This window comes from Dolichospermum circinale AWQC131C (assembly GCF_000426905.1).
GTDB classification, from domain to species: Bacteria; Cyanobacteriota; Cyanobacteriia; order Cyanobacteriales; family Nostocaceae; genus Dolichospermum; species Dolichospermum circinale.
Genome location: NZ_KE384595.1, coordinates 25602 through 46669, shown reverse-complemented (window position 1 = coordinate 46669; position 21068 = coordinate 25602). Strand labels below are relative to the sequence as shown.

The 21068-nt window shown below is 37.7% G+C and carries 21 protein-coding genes, 1 other RNA gene and 1 pseudogene; 18 read left to right on the top strand and 5 right to left on the bottom strand.

Features of this window, described 5'->3' with window-relative positions:
- Positions 1 to 3: 3 nt before the first annotated feature.
- A complete protein-coding gene (locus tag ACIR131C_RS0104745; protein WP_035371522.1) occupies positions 4 to 1731 on the bottom strand; it encodes an asparagine synthetase B family protein in 1728 nt (575 codons plus the stop codon).
- A gap of 84 nt (positions 1732 to 1815) precedes the next feature.
- Positions 1816 to 1914, bottom strand: a pseudogene (locus ACIR131C_RS26575) (Fe-Mn family superoxide dismutase); the annotation flags it as partial.
- Positions 1915 to 2198: 284 nt separating this feature from the next.
- On the opposite strand from ACIR131C_RS26575, the gene bchB reads away from it, so the two are divergent.
- The 3 genes from bchB (at position 2199) to ACIR131C_RS0104730 (ending at position 4818) form a co-directional block, all read left to right on the top strand.
- On the top strand, positions 2199 to 3725 hold the full coding sequence (gene bchB / locus ACIR131C_RS0104740) for a ferredoxin:protochlorophyllide reductase (ATP-dependent) subunit B (protein WP_028089272.1): 1527 nt from the start codon (positions 2199 to 2201) through the stop codon (positions 3723 to 3725).
- A gap of 343 nt (positions 3726 to 4068) precedes the next feature.
- Positions 4069 to 4446: a hypothetical protein gene (locus ACIR131C_RS0104735; RefSeq protein ID WP_028089271.1), complete on the top strand. Its 378-nt coding sequence runs from the start codon at positions 4069 to 4071 to the stop codon at positions 4444 to 4446.
- A 15-nt stretch (positions 4447 to 4461) separates the two neighbouring features.
- On the top strand, positions 4462 to 4818 hold the full coding sequence (locus ACIR131C_RS0104730) for a hypothetical protein (protein ID WP_028089270.1): 357 nt from the start codon (positions 4462 to 4464) through the stop codon (positions 4816 to 4818).
- Positions 4819 to 4989: 171 nt separating this feature from the next.
- Here the strand turns inward: ACIR131C_RS0104730 and ssrA are convergent.
- Together ssrA and cobU are read right to left on the bottom strand one after the other, a co-directional pair.
- Positions 4990 to 5381: a transfer-messenger RNA gene (gene ssrA / locus ACIR131C_RS24295) on the bottom strand.
- 125 nt (positions 5382 to 5506) lie between these two features.
- The gene (gene cobU, locus ACIR131C_RS0104725) at positions 5507 to 6055 is read right to left on the bottom strand and encodes a bifunctional adenosylcobinamide kinase/adenosylcobinamide-phosphate guanylyltransferase (RefSeq protein WP_028089269.1); all 549 of its coding nucleotides are present in this window, start codon (positions 6053 to 6055) and stop codon (positions 5507 to 5509) included.
- 157 nt (positions 6056 to 6212) lie between these two features.
- Between cobU and ACIR131C_RS0104720 the strand changes: the two genes are divergently transcribed.
- From ACIR131C_RS0104720 to ACIR131C_RS0104660, 13 genes are all read left to right on the top strand, one after another.
- On the top strand, positions 6213 to 7007 hold the full coding sequence (locus ACIR131C_RS0104720; RefSeq protein ID WP_028089268.1) for a hypothetical protein: 795 nt from the start codon (positions 6213 to 6215) through the stop codon (positions 7005 to 7007).
- 163 nt (positions 7008 to 7170) lie between these two features.
- Positions 7171 to 8397 carry a GmrSD restriction endonuclease domain-containing protein gene (locus ACIR131C_RS0104715; protein WP_228036461.1) on the top strand — a complete coding sequence of 409 codons (1227 nt, stop codon included), beginning with the start codon at positions 7171 to 7173 and terminating at the stop codon, positions 8395 to 8397.
- A gap of 14 nt (positions 8398 to 8411) precedes the next feature.
- Positions 8412 to 9062 carry a HEPN domain-containing protein gene (locus tag ACIR131C_RS0104710; protein ID WP_028089266.1) on the top strand — a complete coding sequence of 217 codons (651 nt, stop codon included), beginning with the start codon at positions 8412 to 8414 and terminating at the stop codon, positions 9060 to 9062.
- Between the two features lie 37 nt (positions 9063 to 9099).
- On the top strand, positions 9100 to 9408 hold the full coding sequence (locus ACIR131C_RS0104705) for a hypothetical protein (protein WP_028089265.1): 309 nt from the start codon (positions 9100 to 9102) through the stop codon (positions 9406 to 9408).
- An 85-nt stretch (positions 9409 to 9493) separates the two neighbouring features.
- A complete protein-coding gene (gene ychF, locus ACIR131C_RS0104700) occupies positions 9494 to 10585 on the top strand; it encodes a redox-regulated ATPase YchF (RefSeq protein WP_028089264.1) in 1092 nt (363 codons plus the stop codon).
- A gap of 429 nt (positions 10586 to 11014) precedes the next feature.
- Positions 11015 to 12508, top strand: coding sequence for a pyridoxal phosphate-dependent decarboxylase family protein (locus ACIR131C_RS21915; protein ID WP_051347492.1), 1494 nt, complete (start codon positions 11015 to 11017; stop codon positions 12506 to 12508).
- A 136-nt stretch (positions 12509 to 12644) separates the two neighbouring features.
- Positions 12645 to 14189 (top strand): phenylacetate--CoA ligase family protein, encoded by a 1545-nt coding sequence (locus tag ACIR131C_RS0104690; protein ID WP_028089263.1) that lies wholly within the window; start codon positions 12645 to 12647, stop codon positions 14187 to 14189.
- A 287-nt stretch (positions 14190 to 14476) separates the two neighbouring features.
- The gene (locus ACIR131C_RS0104685; RefSeq protein WP_231395388.1) at positions 14477 to 14824 is read left to right on the top strand and encodes a hypothetical protein; all 348 of its coding nucleotides are present in this window, start codon (positions 14477 to 14479) and stop codon (positions 14822 to 14824) included.
- 69 nt (positions 14825 to 14893) lie between these two features.
- Positions 14894 to 15772, top strand: coding sequence for a methyl-accepting chemotaxis domain-containing protein (locus ACIR131C_RS0104680; protein WP_035371509.1), 879 nt, complete (start codon positions 14894 to 14896; stop codon positions 15770 to 15772).
- Positions 15773 to 15820: 48 nt separating this feature from the next.
- Positions 15821 to 16243, top strand: coding sequence for a hypothetical protein (locus ACIR131C_RS0104675; protein WP_028089260.1), 423 nt, complete (start codon positions 15821 to 15823; stop codon positions 16241 to 16243).
- Positions 16244 to 16261: 18 nt separating this feature from the next.
- Positions 16262 to 16825 (top strand): hypothetical protein, encoded by a 564-nt coding sequence (locus tag ACIR131C_RS0104670; RefSeq protein ID WP_028082228.1) that lies wholly within the window; start codon positions 16262 to 16264, stop codon positions 16823 to 16825.
- 223 nt (positions 16826 to 17048) lie between these two features.
- Complete coding sequence (locus tag ACIR131C_RS0104665; protein WP_028089259.1) at positions 17049 to 17675, top strand: N-acetyltransferase; 627 nt, start codon at positions 17049 to 17051, stop codon at positions 17673 to 17675.
- 132 nt (positions 17676 to 17807) lie between these two features.
- On the top strand, positions 17808 to 18362 hold the full coding sequence (locus ACIR131C_RS0104660; protein WP_028089258.1) for a cysteine hydrolase family protein: 555 nt from the start codon (positions 17808 to 17810) through the stop codon (positions 18360 to 18362).
- Between the two features lie 61 nt (positions 18363 to 18423).
- On the opposite strand, the gene ACIR131C_RS0104655 is transcribed toward ACIR131C_RS0104660, so the two are convergent.
- Complete coding sequence (locus ACIR131C_RS0104655) at positions 18424 to 19263, bottom strand: prephenate/arogenate dehydrogenase (RefSeq protein WP_028089257.1); 840 nt, start codon at positions 19261 to 19263, stop codon at positions 18424 to 18426.
- Between the two features lie 240 nt (positions 19264 to 19503).
- Between ACIR131C_RS0104655 and ACIR131C_RS0104650 the strand changes: the two genes are divergently transcribed.
- Entirely contained in the window at positions 19504 to 20094 is a 591-nt protein-coding gene (locus ACIR131C_RS0104650; RefSeq protein WP_028089256.1) for a DUF1517 domain-containing protein, read from the top strand.
- 139 nt (positions 20095 to 20233) lie between these two features.
- On the top strand, positions 20234 to 21068 hold an 835-nt coding region (locus ACIR131C_RS21910; RefSeq protein ID WP_071604929.1), incomplete at its 3' end, for a hypothetical protein.

Sequence of the window (21068 nt, the reverse complement as noted above, 5' to 3'; positions counted from 1 at the left end):
TAACTACTTCTCCAATGTATTTTTATTTACTTGCAACCAAATTTCCAAACTCACCAATAACCACAGTTTAACACCATATCTTCCCCAAATATCACCTTGAAAATCTAACCATTCACGCAATATATCCTGATTAATGTAAGCTGATATCTGACTATTTCTGTTTAACAACAATTTCCGCGCTTTTCTTGGCCAATATTTTCTGAATCCCAATTGTACAGGAACCATCATTCCACTTTTAGGACGATGAATAATAGTATCTGGTAAAATGTCACTAACTGCTTTTTTTAAAACCGCTTTTTCTTGAACTCCTGAAAGTTTATATTCTGGAGGAATTTGCATACTTAATTCAACTATCCGCTGATCAAATAATGGTGATAAACCCTGTAAATCTGCCGCTTGAGTTAAATTATTCACTTTTGTTAAAATTTGATCTGCACCTTTAAATTTAATGTTTAAAAACATTAATCTATTCAAATAATTGACATCGGTATTTAAATCATGATTAAATACAGATGATTCATTTTTTAAACTTTGCCAAATTTCTGGTTTTAAAAGTCGTGGTAAATCTAAAGCGCACTTTTGAAAAGATGTTAAATAAGCTTGTAATGAATCTTGATTATTAATAGAACCATATAAACTGTTAATTAACATAGGTTGATTTTTTGGACCACCAAAACAAGGATCTCCTCCCTCTCCATTTAGGGTAATTTGCACATTTTCCCGCGCTATTCTCCCTATTAATAAATTGGGAACTGTCAAAGGATCACCAATAGGATCATCTAAATAAGCCATGGTTTCTAGTAAACGTTCCCACATATCCCGAAAGCTGATTTCTAAGATGTGATGTTGGGTTTGACAATGTTGAGAAACTAAACTAGAAAATTCTAATTCATTCGCAGTTTCTGCACCAAAATGAATAGAATAGGTGTGAATTGGTGCATGATGTAATTTTGCTGCTAGTGCGGTAATGCTGCTAGAATCTAAACCACCAGATAGGAAAATACCAACCGGTTGATTTTCGGGCAAATATTCTTTAACAACTTGTTCAAGTAAAAACCGCAATTTTTCACCATACCATTCTAAAGGTTGATTTGTGTCTATAATTTGTTCTTTTAATTGCCAATAATGATCAACTTTGTGAGATGGTAGTTTTAGAAAACTACCGGGACGAATTTCTTTAATATCTTCCCAAAGTGTCCTTTCTCCCGGAACAAATGCACAACAAAGATAATCCCGTAATGCAACTAAATCTAAATTATCAGAACGATAAGGTGTTAAAGTTCTTAATTTTGGGGCTATCCAATAAGTTAAACCTGTGGTAGTATAATATAAAGTGCGACCACCAATAGCATCCCTAATTAAATATAATTCCTGTTTTTCACAATCCCAAACTACTAACCCAAACATTCCCAATAATAGCTTTAAACATTCAGAATTGTATTTTTCCCAAAGTTGTGCTACTATTTTTTGATGACTGCAATTATGATTAATCTCTATTCCTAATTTTTGCAGTAGTTCTCCTCGGTTACTTAACCAAATATCTCCAACTATTACAAATCTTTGACTATCACTGATTGCAAATTTATCTGAATTAGAAATAACTGCAAATTTCTGATCTTGCCAAATTATATCCCTGGTGAAATTACTTAGTTTTCCATAAGCTACACACCAACTAGACTTAAATTCAATATTTGTAATAACATGAGAACTTTTAAAAAAATTAAATAGCATTGGTTTGGGTATTGGATAAAGGGTAATCAGTAACAATATTAAATTACTAATCACCCATGAGCAATCACTCGTTAAAATCTCAGCAGCAAAATTTGCAGCGATAAAATCCCAGTTCACCAAATTATCTAAGAAATTCTTGATGAATGCAAGACGAGCATTTTTAAAGTTAATGTAGTATGTGTGTTACTATGTATGATGTATCATTTTTTCGTATATATTTCCCACAGGTTTAATTTAGATACGTAACAGCTTATTTTACAAATCATTAAGATTTATTGACTTAAACAACATAAATATTGTTTAAATAGCAGCTATAACCCAGTCAGGAACTAGGTTTTACCATCTTTCACACCAAAGAACCTCGTAACAAACCTTATTTGTTCATAGCTGGTAGATTTGAGAAAATCAGAAACGATTTAATAATCAAGCACTTATAGAAATTTTAAGTTGCAAAGGGAGAAAACCGGATGAAATTAGCTTACTGGATGTATGCAGGACCTGCCCATATTGGTACTTTGCGAATTGCTAGTTCTTTTAAAAACGTTCATGCAATCATGCACGCGCCCCTGGGTGATGACTACTTTAACGTCATGCGTTCCATGCTATCGCGGGAGAGAGATTTCACTCCAGTGACAACCAGCGTCGTTGATAGAAACGTTTTAGCCCGTGGTTCTCAAGAAAAGGTAGTAGACAATATTACTCGCAAAGACGCGGAAGAACACCCCGATTTAATTGTCTTAACTCCTACCTGCACTTCCAGCATTTTGCAAGAAGACTTACACAACTTTGTGGAACGGGCGCAATTAGAAGCAAAAGGGGACGTAATGCTGGCGGATGTCAACCATTACCGCTACAATGAACTACAAGCCGCAGACCGGACTCTACAACAAATTGTCCAATATTACATTGAAAAAGCCCAGAAGCGGGGGGAATTACCAACACAGAAAACCGCTAAACCCTCGGTTAATATTATCGGCGTTTCTACCCTTGGTTTCCACAATAACCACGACTGTACCGAACTTAAACGGTTAATGGCTGATTTGGGAATTGATGTAAATATTGTGATTCCTGAAGGTGCGTCTGTTCATGAATTAAAAAGTATGCCTCAAGCTTGGTTTAACTTAGTTCCTTATCGGGAACTGGGGTTAACAACAGCTAAATATTTAGAAGAACAATTCGGGACACCTTACGTAGATATTACACCCATGGGTGTTGTGGAAACTGCTAGATGTATCCGCAAAATTCAGCAGGTAATTAACGCTCAAGGTGCTGAGGTTAATTACGAAGACTTCATCAATGAACAAACTCTGCACGTATCCCAAGCGGCTTGGTTTTCCCGTTCTATTGACTGTCAGAACTTGACGGGGAAGAAAGCGGTGGTTTTCGGTGATAATACCCATGCGGCGGCCTTAACGAAGATTCTGGCGCGGGAAATGGGGATTCATGTAGTTTGGGCGGGTACTTATTGCAAGTATGATGCTGACTGGTTTAGAGAACAGGTAAGCGAATATTGCGATGAAGTATTAATTACAGATGATCATGGTGAAATTGGGGATGCGATCGCTCGTGTTGAACCTTCTGCTATCTTTGGTACGCAGATGGAACGTCACGTGGGTAAACGTTTGGATATTCCCTGCGGTGTGATTGCAGCACCAATTCACGTGCAGAATTTCCCCATTGGTTACAAACCATTTATGGGTTATGAAGGCACAAATCAAATCACAGATTTAATCTACAATTCTTTCACTTTGGGAATGGAAGATCACCTGTTAGAAATCTTTGGTGGACACGATACAAAGGAAGTAATTACCAAAGGAATTTCTGCGGAATCTGGTTTGAATTGGACAAAAGACGGCCAAGCAGAATTGAATAAAATTCCTGGTTTTGTGCGGGGGAAAGTGAAGCGAAATACCGAAAAGTTTGCCCGTGAACGTGGGTTTAAAGATATCTCGGCTGAGGTATTGTACGCTGCGAAGGAATCCGTAGGGGCGTAGTTTTGGTAGTTGGTTGACTTTTACTGGGCATCTTCAAGAGATGCCCTATTTTTATTTGTAACCGTTCAACGGGTGTAAAGAAAATGGCAATTGTCACCTTTTTTGGCTATTGGTGTTCTATACCCCCTGAAAAATTACTTTTATTTTGTTTATCCTGGCATAGTCGTTAGGTTGGATCTTAGAAACTACCAAATAAAAAAATATCGGATTTTGTCTTGTGGGATGGGCTTCTAGCCCGTCCATTCAAAAAGCGGGCAAGATGCCCGCACCACAAATCACAAATTTCTATAAATTATTTTTTGGAGCTACGTTGAGATAAACACACCTATATAAGGAAAACAAAATGAATAATTCCGAAAAATCAGCCTTAATTTCCGAACTTGCACAACTTGGCATTAAGCATAGCTCTGAGAAAATTGTGCGGATTGCCAAGCAAGCAGATGGTAAAATCTTCTTTTTAGAAGAGGGAAACGCTGACGCAGGACTCCAGCACATATTAGAAGAACATTCTTCACAATTTGCAGGTCAAGGAATAGAAGCAGACCAGATACCAGATGCAATTATTACAGCAGTAACCGAAGGAAAAATAGTTGGGTATCAAGGAAGAAAAAAAACTCGCATTATTTATGAAGTTAACTTTAATGGCAAAACCCTTTATATATCTGTGACTGTAAGCGATAATGGATATATAGTGGGAGCTAATCCCAGAACTTCCTTATAATTTGGTAAAGTGACTATGGCAGAAAAAATCAAACTCATGGCTGATTATGGATGCTACCCACTATGGTGGGCTAGTTATGATAAAGCTGGAGATATTGATCCAGAAACGATGCCATTAAGTAAAGAAACTATTAGCCGTTTGGAAAAATGGGCAGATATTTATGATGCAAAGTTGAACTGGGAAGATCCTAATTCATCAGGTTTTCCCAGTTTAGAAGCTAAAAAAGCTTTTGAAGCAGAAGGTATTAGTTTGTGGAAGCAACTGCAAAAAGAACTTACACCTAATTATGAAGTTTTCTATTTCAGTGAAACTTTACGTAAAGTTGTTACTGACATGAAGGAATTAAACTCTTGGCTTGTTATCTATGCTTAAAATGCTTAAAATACTTCAAATACGTCAGTGTGAGCATAATGTTTAGAATTTATCTATAACGTTTTTGCTTACACTGTTCCTGATACTTTGGACAAAGACTACTATATTTCATATACATAGCAAAAAGCCCGCCTACACATTAAAGTATTTAGCGGGCTTAAGAATTATTGAAAATGGAGCTTATGGGAGTCGAACCCATGTCCAAATTGGGTATTAACCCTCCACTCGTTCACAGGTTTAGCCTTTCTGACCCTCAAGGCCGGAATCGTTCATTATCCCGAACGTAGGATGCTCTGATTTAATCTTAGCCACCAAACCAACCAGAGAACGTTTGTTGGAGCATCCGTTGGGGGTTAGGTCTTTAATCCTTAACGGAGTCAAATTAAAGACGCTCGAACCTATAAGAGGTGTTTTAGGCAGCTACTAGAGCTTCCCGACGAGCAAATTTTACGATATTGTTCGCATTTACTTTTTTTTCGAGTCTTTGATTTCCGAGAGATGACTCGCTCTCGACCTGAATCACAGAGTAGCCTTCGCCAACCTGTCGAAACCGTTAAAGCCCCATGCACTTTACATTTTTATTATAGTACAGAATTTTGTCAGTTGGCAAGTAAAAATTATAAAATTATCTCTATTTAATTTTCTATTTAATTTTTCTGATTTTTTGGCATCATTGGCATCAATTAAATTAAAACTTAGGTGATGGTAATGGTACGCCTAGTAAACTTAAGTTGAGAACATGACCACCTGCAACTAAGTAAACAGGTTCACAAATATTACCTAATTGCCGAACTAACATACTGAGGCGATCGCGGAATTTGCGCCCCACAGGATAAGCTGGAACTACACCCCAACCTGTTTCTTCGGCCACAAATATGATATTAGCTGCAACTAAGGGCAAGGTTTCTAACAACTCTTTTACGGTATTTTCCCAGATTACATCTTCTATTTCTAGAAAATTAGCTACCCAAGTCCCTAAAGAATCAACTAACAAGCAAGTATCGGTCTGGGATTGAGCTAAAGTAGCCGTAAGTTCCACTGGTACACACAGAGTCAACCAATCTTGAGGTCGTCGTTGTTGGTGTTTTTCAATCCGTTGTTGCCACTCTTGATCATTTGCATCTTGTATGGCTGTGGCGATATATACAACTGTTTTTCCTGAATTTTCTGCCAAATTTTCCGCCCATTCGCTTTTACCCGACCGAGCTGCACCCGTCACCAAAATCAATTTATTCATGACCCATTTTATTATATAATACTTGAAAGTAAACATCCGTGAGGGAAATCAAGCCTAGCTAGAGGAAAGCCTGCTAAATTTAACAATCTGAGCAGAAATTTATTTTGTCCTCCTGAATTCTTTTTTGATCAAGACCATAAATTTTTAGGATATTTTTATGAAACCAGGGTTGAAACGGATCGAGGCAGCGCTACATGACTTAAAAACTCGCCATGATGATGTTACTACAGAAACGGGTGATCAAACAAAACGCTCTTTCTCCTTTCGGATTAGCATCGGACACCATGAATCTACGGACAATTCTGACAATACAGGGGTAACTGATAATACTAAACTAGATACAGACCTTAGTCATGGAAATTCAGAGGCTGTATTTCCTCAACATGATTCTGTACCAGTTTTTCCAACCCAAGAGACTGGAGAAAAAACACCAACTCTCCCTAAATTTAAAACCCCTTCTTTTAGTAGTCATCGTCACGGAGCTAACCCAGCGCTGGCCATGAATATGCTCCAAGCAATTCAAGAAAAAGTTGCTAGTTGGCAAATAGAACTGCAAACTATTGTACAACAAATTCAGGATATTTATTTAGAAGGTGCAATTATTAATGGTTGGTTAGAATCTCATCCCCAACAACCGGAAACAGGTGTAACAGCTACGTTGCGTCATGCCGAAGTAGATCGACTCATGGACTATGTAGAGGAAATTTGCGCTAATGGTGACAAAGAATCTTATAAATCAGTGCATACCGAATATCGCCTCTGTGGAGTAGATGCAGCGGGTCAGGTTTGGTCACGTCCATGTCCAGTGGACCAAGTGCCTAGTGTTAGTATAGCGATCGCTCGTCATAAAAGATTACGTCAACTATTAGTACGTCAACAAGATTTAGAAAATCGCTTGAGTCAATTAGCGGAGACTTTAGTAATGTTACATAGTCATATTCAACAAAGTTGAAAAAATTACAGTATAATTCAGGAGTAAAACTGTCTTGGTATCGGTCCTTGAGAGGTGTGTTAGCTGTATTCGTAACGCACCCCATGTATCTTTTTAAGAATCAAGCCGGACTCCTATATGATATGATATATTTTAAATTCAAACCCTTATGCAAACGGAAACTATGACTAACGAAGAAGAAATCTTTTTTGAGGAAGAGGAAGATCAAGAAATTGAGCCTGAACCGCTGAGTGGGTTAATTCCTGAATTAAAGCAAATTCGAGAAATTGTTGTTTCTGGTAGTGACTGGACAACAGAGACAATCTTTAATCAACTTGATCGGGGTAATATAGAGTTAAATCCAAGATTTCAAAGACGAGACGCTTGGGATATCACTCGTAAAAGTAGGTTTATCGAATCACTTATACTTGGGTTTCCAGTACCACAAATAGTATTAGCTGTTAATCGTCAGGAAAAAGGTAAATTTATTGTTCTTGATGGGAAACAACGATTGTTAACTATTCTGCAATTTTATGGTGGAAGTGATGAAAGAATATCGAATAATAACAATGCCTTTGCTTTAAAAAATCTAGAATTTAGACGTGATTTAATTGGCAAAAAATATGAAGATTTTAAAAATGATGTCTTTTTGAGTTCTGTACGTAATGATCTTGATAACCAAACTATTCGTACAGTATTAATTAGGAGTTGGACCCAGGAAAACTTACTATATAAAATTTTTCTGCGGCTGAATATAGGGGGTACTCCATTATCCCCTCAAGAGCTAAGACAAGCATTACATCCAGGTACTTTTACCAATTGGTTAGATGATCAATCAGTTGAAAGTAAGGCTCTGAGAAAGATATTTAAATCATCAAATCCTGATTATCGGATGCGTGATGTTGAATTACTATTACGTTATATAGGATTTCATTATTTTTTATCTGATTATAGGGGAAATCTCAAGGAATTTCTTGACATGACTTGTGAAAGGCTTAATAATCAGAGATATCATGATATTACAAATATAGTCAATCAATTTGAAGAAGCAGTACAAACAACTATTAATATATTTGAAGAAAAAAACTTCTCTCGTTTATGGTCGAGCAGAAATAATAAATATCAAAGCCAATTCAATCGAGCAATTTTAGATGTGATGGTTTTTTATTTTGCAGATGAAATAATCAGGAAATCTGCTGAAGATCATCAAGAAAAAGTTAAAGTTGCTTTTCAGGAATTATGTTCATCAAACAGTGATTTTAGAGAAGCTGTTGAACGCAGAACGCAGAATATTCCTGAGATTTATAATCGTCTCAGGTTGTGGGGTGAAAGTCTCCGAAAAGTTTTAGAAATAAACTTTAATGTACCTGAACTAGATGGGAATCGGATTATTTTCAATGGTTTGAGGTAGGTTCTTAATAAGATATGCCAGAATCTGATAAATTTATTACTTTAAGAACCCAGCTAAACAGGTTAAAAGACGAATTTCTTCCTGAAATTAGCCCGACAAGTTCATATTCCGAGAGTCAGTTATCTAGAACTGCTGCATACAGAGTTCTTGCTCATGCTGAAATTGAGTCTTATCTTGAAGAAAGAGCTTGGGAAGTTGTTCAAAATGCCAAAACTCTGTGGGATACAAGCGGTAAAACAACTCGTACTTTAATATGTCTGCTTGGTTTCTCTGATTTAACTATGGATAAACCACCAGATACACTTAGAAAACCCAACAATGTAAGTCAAGATAATCACTATAAGCGATTGCAAATAACTGAAAAAATAAATTCAGCTATCAATAGCTTTAAGAAGGTTATTGATAATAATCATGGATTAAAAGAAAAAAATATTTTAGCATTACTATTACCCATAGGAATAAATAGTAATGACTTAGATCCTAATAATACTTGGCTTGCTAATATGAATACATTTGGACAAAAACGAGGTCTTGTAGCCCATAAATCAGCTACATCATACATGACTATTCAAACTCCAGATCCGGCAAATGAATTAAATACTGTAACCCAAATTACTGATGAACTTTTAAGAATAGATGAATTAATCAATAATTTGATAGAATAAAATGTAAAATATTCTTACTTTGAAAAAATCAAACAACATGAACTTAAAAGATATCAAACAAAAACTATTCCCCATTATCAAAATCATCTCCACCGCACTCATCACCGGCGCAATGGGGTTAGAATTATGGAATATGCAAACATCCATAACCAATAATCAACTACCAAGTATCTTAACCCCAGCTTTAATCATTGCCCATATTGCCCTATCTGCTCATTTTATGGAAGCATTAATTGCCGCTTATTATGCCTCAACACGCAATCAGACAGCAATTAAATATGCAATTTATACATTTTTTGTAGGTACAGTTGGTTTGTTAGAATTGTGGGAAAATCAGGATACCTAAAATATTCTCCCCAGTTTCTCCACCATCTCCACCGGTTTGAATTATCCTTATACTTGACACTTGACACCAAAATTTAAAATCTACAATGCTAAGAGCCGGAATTGTCGGACTTCCCAACGTCGGAAAATCAACCTTATTTAACGCTGTAGTCGCTAACGCTAAAGCTGAAGCCGCTAATTTCCCATTTTGCACCATTGAACCCAATGTTGGCATGGTCTCAGTCCCCGATGACCGGTTAAACGTTTTAGCCAAAATTGCTACCTCAGTACAAATTGTCCCCGCCCGTGTCGAATTTGTGGACATTGCCGGTTTGGTCAAAGGTGCGAGTCAAGGAGAAGGACTCGGTAATCAATTTTTATCCCACATTCGAGAAGTTGATGCCATAGTTCATGTGGTTCGTTGTTTTGAAAATGATGATATCATTCATGTAGCCGGTTCTGTTGACCCAGCGCGAGATATTGAAATCATTAATTTAGAACTTGGTTTATCAGATTTATCCCAAATTGAAAAACGCATTGAGAGAACCCGCAAAGCCGCACGCACTAGTAAAGATGCACAATTTGAAGTGGCAATTTTAGAAAAATTAGCTGCTGCTTTAAATGAAGGTAAATCTGTCCGTCAAGTAAGTTTAAATACCGAAGAATCTGAAGTGATTAAAGGGTTAGGATTACTTACCAATAAACCAATTATTTACGCTGCTAATGTGTCTGAAGAAGACTTAGCAACGGGTAATGATTTTGTGGAAAAAGTTCGAGAAGTCGCTGCGATCGAAAATGCCCAAGTTGTGATAGTATCCGCACAAGTAGAAGCGGAATTAGTCGAATTACCAGAAGCCGATAAAGCTGACTTTCTGGAATCTTTAGGTGTGAAAGAAGGTGGTTTAAAATCCTTAATTCGTGCAACTTACACCCTTTTAGGTTTGCGGACTTATTTCACCTGTGGACCCAAAGAAACCCGCGCTTGGACAATAAATGCCGGAATGTCTGCACCCCAAGCAGCAGGAGTGATTCACTCTGATTTTGAACGGGGATTTATTCGCGCAGAAACTGTGGCTTATAACGATTTAGTAACACACGGCTCAATGAATGCGGCCAAAGAAAAAGGATTAGTCAGAAGTGAAGGAAAAGAGTATATTGTTCAAGAAGGGGATGTGATGTTATTCCGATTTAATGTGTAGCAATTAGCTAACGCCACGCTATCGGTGATTAGAATAAGATGAACCACTACTTCCAGTCGCCACAGCAAGTAATAAATTAGACTGCATTTAAATTGTATAAACTAAAATCAGTCTAATTCTTGTGGGGTGGTCAGGGATGCCCACCCTGATGTATAAATGACGTATATTTTAAACTACCTTAACATAAACTAGCCTATTTAGGGCTGGCGGAAAAAATGGCAAGAGGCCAGGTCAGAACTTCTTAGTATTAGTTAGCTTTTTTGCATCTGATATCTTGCATTACTGACCATCTTGATATTTAATTTTTACATTTGTTTAATGAGATATTTAGTCAATATGATTGACAAGTTGACAATTACCTTGTAGATTGTATAAGGGTTGCTGAAATTCGTCATTCATAAAAAGACTAGGGTTAGGACTAGAATACTTATGCCGTATATAGATACCGAGAGCTTGATCACCAAGGAGGGGGTTTTTGATGATCAATTGTTTCGGCAGAGCGCTGAAATCGTTGTATCCAAATTAGAAAAATACTTGGCCGATTCATCAATCAGAGGATTAGCATTGAGTAATCCTTATGACTTGTCCCAAACAGCAAAAGAGATCATGAATCAGGGACATAAGGATAAGACTTTATACAATCAAGAAAAACTAGAAGCAATTATTGACTTATATATTAAAACTGGAATACAAGTGTACTCACCCGGTTATATGGGGAGACAATTTTCTGGTGTAATTCCCTTAGCTGGTCTGATTGATTTAATTAGTTCTATCGTCAGTCAACCGTCCTCCTTCTATGAAGCAGGGCAGTTACCAAACGTAGTTGAGCGGATTATGGCCGATGAGTTTAACCAATTTATTGGTTGGAGTCCTGATAGTTTTGCCATGGTGACCACCTCTGGGGGGACATTAGGTAATTTAACCGCTCTTTTAGCAGCTAGAAACGAAAAATTTCCCCAGATTTGGTCAGAAGGGATTTCTGCATTGGGGGATCAATATCGTCCGGCCATTGCTGTGAGTGAGGATGCACATTATGGCATTTGTCGGGCTGCGGGGATTATGGGAATCGGAGAAAATCAAATTATCCGTTTACCAATTAATCAGAAAAAACAAATTTGTATAGACAAGGTTCGTCCTACCCTAGAAGCAGCAGAGAAACGGGGGCTAAAGATTTTTTGTTTGGTGGCTTCAGCAGGAACTACTTCCGTAGGTGCTTTTGATTCAATTGATCAATTAGCACAAATTACCAAAGAGAAAAATATCTGGCTTCATGTTGACGGCGCTCATGGTGCTAGTTTGCTGGTTTCTGACCAGTTGCGTCACAAATTAAAAGGAATTGAAAAGGCAGATTCCTTTGTCTTGGACGCTCACAAAATGATGTTTTTACCTGGGGTGTGTACCCTTCTTTTCTATAAGAATAAGGAAAAGAGCTACGGAGCATTTCGTCAGAACGCTAGTTATGTCTTTGAAAAAGTTCCTGATATCTATACTCAATTCGATAGTGCAGAACAGAATTTTGAATGCACTAAAAGACCACTAATCATGAACTTGTGGGTATTATGGGCGCTTTATGGAAAGGAAATATTTGCTGACAAGATCGAGTATTTGTGTCAGTTGACCCAGGAAGCCTATCAAATACTCAAACACGAGCCTGATTTCCAGACCATTCATCAACCGGAGGTGAATATCCTTTGTTTCCGATATGTACCGTCTAATGTGAGCGATAATCTGTTGTCTGATTTTCAGTTAGCAATTAGAAATAGAATTAGGGAAGGAGGGAAATTTTTCATCTCCAAGGTAGAAATTGATGGAATTAACTCTTTGCGTGTCGTTTTCATGAATCACAAAATTAATACTCATCACTTTCATGAGTTACTAGATGAAATCAGAAAAATTGGACGGGAATTAATGAGCGGAACTTAGTTAAAAAGCAACTGTTTTAAACAGCTACAAGTTTTCAATTTCAATAATTAGGGTTAAACCAGTTTTTTGGCTTGTTTTATAGTCTTTTATTAGCAGGGGAAAAAAAGTGTTAGAATATCAGGATAGGGGAATGAGCATGAATACTGGAACTCAGAAAGCATCTATTTCTAGTGAAGCATTAATTGATAAATTAATTCCCCTGGATGAATTAGAACCAAAATCAGTTGATCAAGTAGTTAAACTGCCTTCATTTTTTGAGAAAATCAAAAAATGTGAAAGTTTATTAGAGACGGAATATAGTGGACTGGAAGAGACAATTCAAAATGCTTTAGTATTGCGGCGTTTACAGCAAATGACAAATACTCTCATGCTCAATCCCATTTGGAAAGACATGATTGAGAAGTCAGGCTTAAAAAAAGCCCCCCGCAATTTTGAAGAATGGCAACAATTACCAATTTCTGATAAGAGTACCATGGGTGAGTTGTTCTCATTGTCAAGACCAGGTTTAGTTGTTCCTTTAAGTTATGGCGGTTTTGAAATTGTCGCCAGTGGTGGAACTACAACTGGTTTACCAGTGGAAATGGTTTACTCGTTGCGAGAATTACAAGATACTTACAAGATTGCTGGTAAATTCATCGGCCAGTATATGTTAGCTGATTACCTAGCAGGGGATGATCCGAAGTGGGTTGCTACCACCTTAGCGGATTTTCAAATGTGGAGTAGCGGGACAATGGTTGGGGGTGTTTTACAGAATATACCCGGAATTAACTATCTTGGCGCAGGTCCGGTGATGAGGGAAGTTTATCACCACATTATGTCTTATCCCGGTCCAAAGGCAATTATGGCAATTTCCGCAGGTATAGCAATCCTGAGTGACCTTGGTATTGGTTTACATGAAGAAGCTAGAAAAAGTTTCCGTGTAGCAATGTATGGTAGTGGAGTATTACCATATCGCAAACAACTGGAGTTAAAAGAGCTTTATCCCAATCTGGAAATTTTGAGTTACTTTGCTACAGTTCAAAACGAAGCCATTGGCTTACAGTTGCGCCATGAAGTTCCTTATTTGGCTACCGTTCCCGGGTTACATTTGGTGGAGATTGTGGATAGTAAGGGTCGTTGGGTGAAAGTCGGAGAGGAGGGTGAATTGGTTGTGACGCGACTTCATGGCCATGAAGCACCATTTCTGAGGTTTAAATCGGGGGATAGGGTGATACGTCGTCCCAATATAGATAAACCGGAATTAAAAACCCAACAATTTGAGTTTTTAGGTCGCAGTGGAGATATTATTCACATTAACGACACACAATATTCTGCTCCCCAAGTTTACGCTTCTCTCTGTCATGAATTGAAAGCAGCTGGTATTTTTGACTTGGAAGCACTGGCTCATGAAATGCAGTTTGTTAACTATCGCACAACCAAAACCTTGCAGTTAATCGCTGCGGTAGACGATATCAAAACCTTATTTATCAGAATGGATAATATGCTGGGAATTGAAGGAATCAGACGTTTATTTATTCAATCTTTAATGCACTCCTTATCTATTTTTAATATAGGAGAAGCTAATGTGTATTACACTGAAAAGAGTGGATATAAATTTGAAATAAAACTTGTGAAAAAGTGGTCGGAAGAGATTTATAGAACTCAACTAGGTAAAGTACCTTTAGTTAGAGATATTTTCTAAAATCAGCTATATCCTGATGTGATGAGGAGATGGATAACAAGGTAGGGAATGTCACGCTCGAACCCTACATTACTTATTATTCTACCAAGCTTGTAAACAGTAAATCCTTAACTTTTTCAGGTTAGCTTTGTTCAACAAGAATCCTCTCACTTGAGGGGAGTGTCAACGACTGTTTTTTTTCAAGTAAAATAACGAGGGAAATTATGGAGTCAAAGATCAGCATATTTTGTGTTGTTGATGTCATTGAATCACTTTCGAGTGGAACGCTGTTAAATGGTAATCTTTGCATGATGGACAATAGCCCTCTGGGTAGTCTCAATCAGGGAACAACCAATTTAGTCACTTTGTGTTATCCAGGACAAATTATCCAGTGGACAATTTTAGCTATTGATTTGCAGACACCAGTAGCTATCAGAAAGATTACCTTTCTTAACCAAGATGGTACTAGTGTTGAACCGCTTCCAGATGACCATACAAAACTGGAAAGCGATAAGCTACATTTGAATATTTGGTCTGGCATTGTCCCATACTATCTTGTACCCGGCGTAGATTATCGCTATAGATTTGAATTGCAAATGTATGAAGGCAAGAACTGTCTGATGTATGTAGATACTCCGGCTTTGAAGTGCATTTAACCTCAGCTTGATAAAAAACAACAAAAACCCCTGTAAAGATAGGACTTTATGGACGGTTGGAACTAGGCGTTGAAGAGTGAAAACAAACTTAAACTCAGAGAAAAAGGAATCTTTATGAGCCAACAGTTGGGAATAATATTGTTGATTGATGTGGCAGCGGCCATAGAAGCCAACACTTTGGAAGGTAATACTTACCTGTTCGACAACATGAAATTACAGGGGTCTGAAGGTTTAGGCACTGGCAAATTGATTTCTGCAATTAATGGCACTAGTTACTGTGATGGTTCTCAAGCTAATGAGCAGGTTTTGAACTGGCTGCCCTATGGAGTTGGTTCTTTGCCCCCTACCTTGCCCAAGAGCTTTCTATCAGACAAGTCGAAAAATAGCGATCTCAAGGCACTTGAAGAGATACAAGCTCTTGCAGATAGACTGACCGGTGCTAGTGCTGACGAATCTCAAAATATCTCTGATGTCGTCCAGGAACTACAAAGAATCTCAAAAGCTGTCGGTGTCAAGACTCAAGTTCAGAGTAGAAATAGTGATGTTAGTCAGGACATTGGCCATCTTGGGCAAAAAATTATGGATGTCACAGGAAACCTTGTGACTGAATTGGATGGGAAAATTCCGGAAATCAATTCTCTCAATCCAATCATTACAAACATCACCGGCGAAGCAGTTGATAAAAATGTCATTTATCCTGCTGCCTATGGCTCTCCTGATATGGTGACAGATGGCTGGTACTGGGCTGCATCTGTGGATACATCTAGACCAGGAACCTATGCTTACACAATGCATATACAGTTGTACAAACTATCTCGTGAGAATCAAGCATGGGCTTGGGTTCCAGTAGATTTTACCCATGATGCTTATATCAAGATATCCAATGATCCCAAGAAAAATGGGTTTACAAATGCAGGTATTGGATACCTACCAATCCCTATGGCCTAGTCAAATGCTTGATTTTCAAACGCAATTTCAAAAAATGGAAGACAGATTATGGCAAAAACAATAACGATCGCTAGTGTAATAGATGTTGTGGGCGCCTTGGCAACTGATTCCTTGAGCGGACAAGTCTATTTTACAGACACTGAGAAAGCATCTGGTTCTACAGGCCATGGTACAGAGAATTTAAAAACCATGGTGTCAGTAGGAGATGTATTGGTTTGGACAGTGACATTCTTAGAATGTGAGGCCTATGCTGCCATTGCTGAAATCATCATTGACAAGAAATACTGTGAACCAGAAAAGAAGGTTTATGAAGGTACTGATGTCTCCTACTGGTCTGGTACGGTGAAAAAGGATGTGCAATTAGTTCCTTACACCATCAAATTTAACGTGGGAACTCGGGCAGAATCTATAGCCACCGCTTCCCCTCTCTATCTTGTGGGTAAAAATGCCTTGCCAAGAATCACAATTTAACTAAGCCAGAGGAAAATTATGTCAGATAAGTCTACTCTCAAGAAGCAAAATCCTGGACAGCTAAATTCAGTGCAACTGAATATAGTCAGTGTCATAGACGTTCATAAAGCTGTGAGAACGGGAAGCCTGAAAAACACCCTGTACATGATGGACAACAGCGTCGGGGGACAAGGACAGGGAACAGATCATTTACAAACCGTCTGTAAGCCCGGACAGGTTCTGAATTGGATTATCTATCCTATGGATATGGAAAAGAAACCAGATGGAACATGGCCACCTATGCCAAAAATTAATAACATTGTTTTCCTAGACAGTCAACAACAAGGTGACGCTGAGGAATTTTCTGAAACCAAAATCTGCACTGAGTTGAAGGTTTATGGTGGTCCAGATATGATGCGTCATCGTTATTGCCCAGTTTATTATTATTGGGCAGGAGCAGTATTAAGCACATTAAAACCTGGTGTTTATAATTACAGATTTGTCCTGGAACTGGAGCAGGAAGGCAAAAAGGAAAAATTGTATTTGCATACTCAGGAAAAGCCTTCTTTGAAAGTAATTGATATAACCGCAGGACAATACTAATCTCTGTTAATAGTATTTCTGGTTTGTCGGTCATATCAAATGACATAATCACAAGACAGATCTAATGATTAGATGAGTTATATTACATCTGATTGTACATAGGTTGTGGGCATATTTGCCCACAATAGAAAACTTAATTTTCTAAATATTTGGGTTTTTCAACCCTTGCTATTTAGCTTGAATGATTTGTGTTGTAAATGCTGAAATTATTGATGATCAATAAATGGTAAAGTTCCGCATTATTGAATCACAGGACTTTGAACAAACTGTTGATTTATGCTCTAATTTATTTGTGAATAATGAACCAATAACTAAAAGTTTGCAGATAAATTATCAAGAATTTCGACAATTAGCTGAAGCTTATTTGAGGAAAGCAATTCTGGATAGGCTTTCTATAGTTGCGACTGAAGATAATGGAATTATTGTTGGTTTTGTTATATCAGAACATTTGATGACTATTCCCCCTTATATTCAGGAAATCAGTCATAAATTTGCAGCAATTCACAAGTTTTCCCAGGAGTTAAAATATAGTTATTTTGATAAATATCAATATTATTACTGGGAATTATTTCAGACTTTACATATTTTTTTGTTAGGAGTAAAAGATGAATACAAAAATCAAAAAATTGCTACCAACTTAATCAGAGAGAATTTAAGGTTAGCCAAACTTAACTATTTTTCTGTGGCTATTTCTGTATTAACTGGAATCACTTCTCAAAGTCTATTTCGGAAAATAGGTTTTCAGGAAGAAGCAACACTCAACTATGATTCGTATATCTTTCAGGGTGAGAAAATATTTTCATCTATTCAAGAATCTACAAGTTGTCAATTAATGTCATATAGAATTTAGCTGGACTAAGATGAGAACATCTGGTAAAAATAAAATCTGGGATCATATCATCAGCCGATGGAAACGAAGATAGATAATTGATAAGTTCTGTGTTAAAAAGGAGTTATCGTCAAATTTTAAGGAGATAATGACGTGAAAACAGCACTAGTTCTAGTTGACATTCAAAATGATTATTTCGGTGGTAAATGGGAACTTGTCGGCATGGATATAGCAGCTTTTAATGCTGGAAGGCTTCTAACTGCCTTTCGTGAGAGAAAGCAATTAATTTTTCATATTCAACATATTGCCAAGAATGCTGACGCACCATTTTTTGTTGTTGATACCTATGGCGCTGAGATTCATGATTCTGTGAAACCCCAGGAAAACGAAAAGATTATTATCAAGGAGTTCCCAAATAGTTTTCGTCAAACTACTCTTCTTGATCATTTACGTAGTGCTGGGGTGGAAAGATTAGTGATTTCTGGGGCTATGAGTAATATGTGCATAGATGCTACAACTCGCGCTGCAAATGATTTAGGTTTCGACTGTATTGTTGCTCATGATGCTTGTGCAGCTAAGAATCTTGAATTCTATGGTCATATTACACCTGCTTTGGAAGTTCACTGTGCCTTTATGTCAGCCCTTAGTTTTGCTTATGCTCAGGTGGTCTCAACTAACGAAGCGATAGCTATTTCAGCTTTGACCTAAGTTTTGATCACCTTCACGGGTTTTCGGCATTTTCCTAATCACGAATGTTTTTCAGCAACCCCTATTCTAGAAAGTTGTGAAGTGCTTGGCGATTTAATTTAATCTTTTCTGCTAACAATTCCCATTTTTCCCCCTCAATTATATGAATAAATTCGTCCAAATTTTCCCGATATTGATATAATGAATTTAATAATGCTTGGCGGTTATATTGCGCCATCATGACCCCTAATTCTGGATTTCCACCCCCCACCCTACTCGTATCCCGAAACCCTGAACTAGCGAAATTTTGGGCTAATTTGGCGATTTCTGGATCTGTTTCACTTAAACAAGCTGCTATCAAGGATGCACTTACTATTACGGGTAAATGGGAAATCCAACTCACAGCTTGATCATGTTGTTCTGGTTGACAATGGTAGATAACCGAACCAAGCGATCGCACAATTTCCTCTATAATCGTCACAATATGACTAGCTGTAGTCTCTATGGGTGTTAATACATAAGGACGATTGACAAATAAATTCCGCTGTGCTGATTCTATACCTACATCTGTCTTTCCCGCCATGGGATGACCACCAATAAAATTCTCCCACAAAGGGGAAATCGCCTCAACTATAGGTTTTTTTACTGAACCAACATCAGTTATAATAGTAGTCTTAGGTAAATAACCAATTAACTCTTTAATTTGCGGAACTATTAATCCTATAGGGGTGCAAATAAACACAACTTCGGCTGATGCTAATAGGCTTAAATCCAAAGAAGCCTGATCCACACTACCGATTTCCACAGCCCTGACACAAGTTGATTCACGACGACTCACACCTAAAACATGGTGTCCTTGAGAACGTAAATCGAAACCCAAACAACCACCTATCAATCCTAAACCTAAAATACCAATTTTCATTGTCACCTGTAAATATGTAAATATGTATAATTCATTTATACTTTTGATACTTGACTCCAATGGCCAAAGTTAACAATATTTAAGCATAATGATCATATATCCAGTCAATCAGAATATTCTATGCCTAATTTCAATGCGACTGTGGATTATAGCACAAAATTTTCATATATTGGTTATTTGGTAGAAAATAAATAATTTTGAACTTTTACAAAATCTACTCAAATTAGCAGGAGACAAAGAATGCGTGATACATTTAATCGGATGATAGGTAGAACTAGATATGTTGTCTGTCGTTTATTTTTGCATTTAGGAGGCTCTGACGTAGCACCGATATTAGGCGTTTTGAATCGGGCTGCTAGGGAAGCAATTGACGCTGATGGTGATATAGAAGTTTTAGGAGAAGAATTGGCGCAACTTTGCCAAACCCTGCTACAATATGATGAATATTGGCTGTCTGCTGCTAATGAAGGTGATATATTTTGGAACGAAGGGGACGCAGGAGATTACGTCAATGAACTATTCACAGACTCAGCCCAAAGATATGGTGCTAATCTTGATTTTAGTTCTACTTCCTCAAACCAGCCCTTATCACTTCCCGCAACCCGTAACGTCATTGTTATGATTATAGTCGCCACAGAGGGAGAAATTCCAGAGTTAGAAACAGACTTAGCTAATATTCCCGCCTTAAAAGAAGCTTTAAAGGCTTTGATTAATTTACACTACAAACATAAACTCCGCGCTATCCAAGTGCATTTTTCACCCGCTCAGTTAGGAGATGATCTTTCTAGTGATCAGCTATTGGAATATTACCCCGAATTGATCCCATTGTAAATTATTTCAGGACTTAGGGAAAAGATCAGGAAAGTAGGGATAATTCATCACTCTACAAAAGAATAATTCGTCAGTCGCATCTTACCTAAGTCTTATATTTGTTAACCTGTAATTAGTATCCGCACAAAACATGAATACCGTGATTATGACTATGCTGCGTAAATTTACAGTTGTTTGTTTAGCCCTAACTTTATGCTTAACAACTGTAGCCTGTGGAGGAGAAAACCAAACTAATTCCGCAAAACCGGATATTAGCCAAACTGCTACCCCCACCAAATTAAATGATGGACAGTATCAAGTACAACAAGCCACATACAACGATGCTAATGGTGAATATACTCTGTTCTTACTCAACAACAACCCCCCAAGCTTTGCTACAGAAAAGCTACAAATGGCCAGACTAACTGAGGAAGAAATCAAAGCCGGTAAGAAAACTTACTTAAAAGTAGAAAATGGTCAGCCAGCTTTATACCTGACAGAAGACTTTAAACTTGAGTACGTCCATAATGTCACAGAAACAAAAACCAATCCCCAAACCGGACAAAAGGAAACCGTCATTGTTCGTCAAGAATCTAACTTTTGGACACCTTTTGCTGCGTCTTTAGCTGGTAACGTCGCTGGTCAAGCTATTGGTAGTATGTTGTTTAGACCTCAATACTATGTTCCCCCCGTTTATCAGCCCGGTGGGGTCATGACCGGTTATGGTGGTTATGGTTCTAGTTATGATTCAGCAGTTTCTAATTATCGTTCTCGCTACAATGAACCACCCGCAGCAGTAAGAAATCGTACTACTTTCCGTACCACAGGAAACATCAGAAACTCCTCTTCAGGACGCGCTACAACCAATAATAACCCAACCGGAAGAGCCTCCGGTTCTGGTTTTGGTGGTAGCAACCTCAGACCTTCTGGTAATTCTAGTTCTACCCAACGCAATTCTGGTAGTAGTTTTGGTAGTGGAGGTCGTTCTTCTAGTC

Excerpts from the sequence above, each read along its gene's own strand:
- ACIR131C_RS0104675 (WP_028089260.1), top strand. The coding sequence starts at position 15,821 with ATGGCAAAAACAATAACGATCGCTAGTGTAATAGATGTTGTGGGCGCC.
- ACIR131C_RS0104670 (WP_028082228.1), top strand. The coding sequence starts at position 16,262 with ATGTCAGATAAGTCTACTCTCAAGAAGCAAAATCCTGGACAGCTAAAT.
- ACIR131C_RS0104730 (WP_028089270.1), top strand. The coding sequence starts at position 4,462 with ATGGCAGAAAAAATCAAACTCATGGCTGATTATGGATGCTACCCACTA.
- ACIR131C_RS0104705 (WP_028089265.1), top strand. The coding sequence starts at position 9,100 with ATGAACTTAAAAGATATCAAACAAAAACTATTCCCCATTATCAAAATC.
- ACIR131C_RS0104650 (WP_028089256.1), top strand. The coding sequence starts at position 19,504 with ATGCGTGATACATTTAATCGGATGATAGGTAGAACTAGATATGTTGTC.
- ACIR131C_RS0104720 (WP_028089268.1), top strand. The coding sequence starts at position 6,213 with ATGAAACCAGGGTTGAAACGGATCGAGGCAGCGCTACATGACTTAAAA.
- ACIR131C_RS0104745 (WP_035371522.1), bottom strand. The coding sequence starts at position 1,731 with ATGCTATTTAATTTTTTTAAAAGTTCTCATGTTATTACAAATATTGAA.
- ACIR131C_RS0104655 (WP_028089257.1), bottom strand. The coding sequence starts at position 19,263 with ATGAAAATTGGTATTTTAGGTTTAGGATTGATAGGTGGTTGTTTGGGT.
- ACIR131C_RS0104665 (WP_028089259.1), top strand. The coding sequence starts at position 17,049 with ATGGTAAAGTTCCGCATTATTGAATCACAGGACTTTGAACAAACTGTT.
- cobU (WP_028089269.1), bottom strand. The coding sequence starts at position 6,055 with ATGAATAAATTGATTTTGGTGACGGGTGCAGCTCGGTCGGGTAAAAGC.
- bchB (WP_028089272.1), top strand. The coding sequence starts at position 2,199 with ATGAAATTAGCTTACTGGATGTATGCAGGACCTGCCCATATTGGTACT.
- ACIR131C_RS0104685 (WP_231395388.1), top strand. The coding sequence starts at position 14,477 with ATGATGGACAATAGCCCTCTGGGTAGTCTCAATCAGGGAACAACCAAT.
- ACIR131C_RS0104735 (WP_028089271.1), top strand. The coding sequence starts at position 4,069 with ATGAATAATTCCGAAAAATCAGCCTTAATTTCCGAACTTGCACAACTT.
- ACIR131C_RS0104690 (WP_028089263.1), top strand. The coding sequence starts at position 12,645 with ATGAATACTGGAACTCAGAAAGCATCTATTTCTAGTGAAGCATTAATT.
- ACIR131C_RS0104710 (WP_028089266.1), top strand. The coding sequence starts at position 8,412 with ATGCCAGAATCTGATAAATTTATTACTTTAAGAACCCAGCTAAACAGG.
- ACIR131C_RS0104715 (WP_228036461.1), top strand. The coding sequence starts at position 7,171 with ATGACTAACGAAGAAGAAATCTTTTTTGAGGAAGAGGAAGATCAAGAA.
- ychF (WP_028089264.1), top strand. The coding sequence starts at position 9,494 with ATGCTAAGAGCCGGAATTGTCGGACTTCCCAACGTCGGAAAATCAACC.
- ACIR131C_RS21915 (WP_051347492.1), top strand. The coding sequence starts at position 11,015 with ATGCCGTATATAGATACCGAGAGCTTGATCACCAAGGAGGGGGTTTTT.